This window comes from uncultured Maricaulis sp., assembly GCF_963976135.1.
Taxonomy (GTDB): Bacteria; Pseudomonadota; Alphaproteobacteria; order Caulobacterales; family Maricaulaceae; genus Maricaulis.
Genome location: NZ_CAXBKN010000164.1, coordinates 1 through 3156, shown reverse-complemented (window position 1 = coordinate 3156; position 3156 = coordinate 1). Strand labels below are relative to the sequence as shown.

Below are 3156 nucleotides of genomic sequence, written 5' to 3'. Positions count from 1 at the left end.
GAGAAAAAGGGCGGCGTCGTTCTGCAGTCGACCTAAGTTCAAATGAGTGATCGTGTCTCGTGATCGTGCGGTCTGCGGCGTCGCCCACAAAAGGTTAATACGCCTGTTGGGCGCGAATGTCACGAAGAAGCGTCCCTCGCGCTTGCGTGGCCAGTTCGAAGCGGCTATATGGCGCGGCTCTAACGGGTGGTTTGCACCGCCTCTAACCGTATTCAGCATCGTGGAGAGCCTGATGGCCGTCCCTAAAAGAAAAACTACGCCGTCCAAGCGCGGCATGCGCCGCAGCCACGACGCCCTGTCCAACCCTGTCTATGTCGAAGACAAGGACAGCGGCGAGCTGCGCCGTCCGCACCATGTCGATCTGAAGTCCGGCATGTATCGCGGCCGCCAGATCCTCGACGTCAAGGACGACTGAGTCTTGAACGCTGCGGCACCGCTGGTGCTGCGCGCATGAATGTCCACAGGCGCGTTCCGGAAACCGGGGCGCGCCTGTTGCGTTTCAACCTGACCGGCCCCGATCTGGCCCGATTTGCCATGGCGGGCTTTGACTTGCGTCCGGCTTTGGCTATGAAGCGCCCCAACGACTTTCGCCTGATATCCGTTCCAGTGGAGCCTGACCCTCATGACCGCCATCACCGACATCATCGCCCGTGAAATCCTCGACAGCCGCGGCAACCCGACCGTGGAAGTCGATGTATTGCTGGAGGATGGCAGTTTCGGCCGCGCAGCGGTGCCGTCGGGCGCCTCGACCGGCCAGCATGAAGCGGTGGAAATGCGCGATGGCGGGACACGCTATGGCGGCAAGGGCGTGCTCAAGGCGATCGCGGCGATCGAGGGCGAGATTTTCGAGACGATTGGCGGGTTTGATGCCGAGAATCAGCGCCGCATCGATGCGGCCCTGATCGAGCTGGATGGCACCCCCAACAAGTCGCGGCTTGGCGCCAATGCGACCCTGGGCGTCTCGCTCGCCGTCGCCAAGGCCGCCGCCGAGAGCTTCGGCCAGCCGCTTTATCGCTATATCGGCGGCCTCAATGCCCGCGTCCTGCCAACCCCGATGATGAATATCATCAATGGCGGCGCCCATGCCGACAATCCGATCGATTTCCAGGAATTCATGATCATGCCGGTCGGCATGGAGAGCTTTTCGGAAGCCCTGCGCTGCGGCTCCGAAATCTTCCACGCCCTGAAGGCGCGCCTCAAGGCCGATGGTCTCAACACCAATGTCGGCGATGAGGGCGGTTTCGCGCCGAATATCGCGACCGCCGAACAGGCGCTCGACGTCATCATGGCGGCGATCGAATCGGCCGGCTACAAGCCGGGCGAGGATGTCGCCCTGGCGCTGGATGTCGCCTCGACGGAATTCTTCAAGGACGGCAAATACGTGCTGGCCGGATCGGGCAAGACCCATGATAGCGATGCCTTCGCCGCCTATCTGGAAAGCCTGGTCAATAGCTATCCGATCATCTCGATCGAGGATGGCATGGCCGAGGATGACTGGGAGGGCTGGAAAGCCCTGACCACGCGCCTCGATGGCCGTTGCCAGCTGGTCGGCGATGATCTCTTCGTCACCAATCCGGAGCGCCTGGCCCATGGCATTGAAGTCGGCGCCGCCAATTCCATCCTGATCAAGGTCAACCAGATCGGCACGCTGTCGGAAACCCTCGATGCCGTCGATATGGCGCTGCGCTCGGGCTATTCCGCCGTCATGTCACACCGTTCCGGCGAGACCGAGGATGCGATCATCGCCGATCTCGCCGTCGCCACCAATTGCGGGCAGATCAAGACCGGCTCGCTGGCGCGCTCGGACCGTACCGCCAAATACAACCAGCTCCTGCGCATCGAATCCGAGCTCGGCGATATGGGCGTCTTTGCCGGTTCCAGCGCCATCAGCTAGGCCGCCAGACCCCGGGGGCATTCATGGATATTCATCGCCATAATGCCGCCGCCTGGAATGCCGAATCCGATCGCGGCGACAGTCCGTGGTGCCAGCCCGTCAGTGCCGAACTGATCGCCGCGGCCCGGGATGGTGACTGGTCGGTGATCCTCACGCCCAACAAAGCTGTCCCGAAAGCCTGGTTCGGCGAACTGGCCGGCGCGCGCGTGCTGTGTCTGGCCGGTTCGGGCGGGCAGCAGGCGCCGGTGCTGGCGGCTGCGGGCGCCGATGTCACCGTGCTGGATATTTCGGCGGCACAATTGGCCAAGGACGTGTTCGTGGCCGAGCGCGACGGGCTCGACCTGGCCGTAATCGAGGCCGATATGACGCGCCTGTCGGACCATGTCAGCGGCGCGTTCGACCTGATCTTCCACCCCGTCTCCAACCTCTTCATTGCCGATCTGATGCCGGTCTGGCACCAGTGCGCCGCGGTGCTCAAGCCGGGCGGGCGCTTGCTGTCGGGATTCGTCAATCCGGACTTCTGGCTGTTCGACCATGACGAGATCGAAGCCGGCGGAGCTTTGCAGGTCCGGCACCGATTACCCTTCGATGCGGCGCGGGATCTGCCCGCATCGCTGGTCCAGGCGCGAATCAGCGGGCGCGAGGCGCTGGAGTTCAGCCATAGCCTGCAGGCCCAGATCGGTGGCCAGATCGAGGCCGGTCTGCTGATCGCCGGTTTCTACGAGGATGACTGGTCTGACGAGGCCACACCGCTCAATGCCTATATGCCGACCAGCTTTGCCACGCTGGCCGTGAAGCCCGGCTGATCCGCCGTCTCGGTGCGGCCGGCGGATTCTCGCCGTCTGCCGGTTTCGGCGGCATTTCCGCCCCGGTTCTTACCGGGGCCTGAATCCCCGATTCACGCTTCTTAAAGCCTGATCGTGTTCAATCAGCCGCATCAAACAGGCCGCAAAGGCCGAAGATCAGGGTGTGTGGCATTGGACGCGATCAAGCGTATTCTTCCCAGTTGTTTTCTCGCGGTCGCGATTGCCTATTTCGGCTTTCATGCACTGACGGGCGAGCAGGGCGTGCTCAACTGGATCGTCGTCAAGAACGACCTCCACGCCGCTGAAATCGAACTCGCCGAAACCCGCCTTGAGCGCGAAGCGCTGGAAACCACGGCGGCGCGCCTGCGTTCTGACAGTCTCGACCTCGATTATGTCGAGGAACGCGCCCGCACCATTCTGAATGTCGCCCATCCGCGCGACTTCATCGTCGAGATC

At 62.8% G+C, this 3156-nt stretch carries 4 protein-coding genes; all 4 read left to right on the top strand.

Annotated features, from left to right (window positions below; translation table 11 throughout):
• Window positions 1-232: 232 nt before the first annotated feature.
• Window positions 233-415 carry a 50S ribosomal protein L32 gene (gene rpmF / locus AAC023_RS14140; protein WP_091767016.1) on the top strand — a complete coding sequence of 61 codons (183 nt, stop codon included), beginning with the start codon at window positions 233-235 and terminating at the stop codon, window positions 413-415.
• A 207-nt stretch (window positions 416-622) separates the two neighbouring features.
• Window positions 623-1894 carry a phosphopyruvate hydratase gene (gene eno, locus AAC023_RS14135; protein WP_339741884.1) on the top strand — a complete coding sequence of 424 codons (1272 nt, stop codon included), beginning with the start codon at window positions 623-625 and terminating at the stop codon, window positions 1892-1894.
• 23 nt (window positions 1895-1917) lie between these two features.
• A complete protein-coding gene (locus tag AAC023_RS14130) occupies window positions 1918-2700 on the top strand; it encodes a class I SAM-dependent methyltransferase (protein ID WP_339741881.1) in 783 nt (260 codons plus the stop codon).
• 171 nt (window positions 2701-2871) lie between these two features.
• A partial coding sequence (locus tag AAC023_RS14125; protein WP_339741879.1) for a septum formation initiator family protein occupies window positions 2872-3156 on the top strand: 285 nt, incomplete at its 3' end.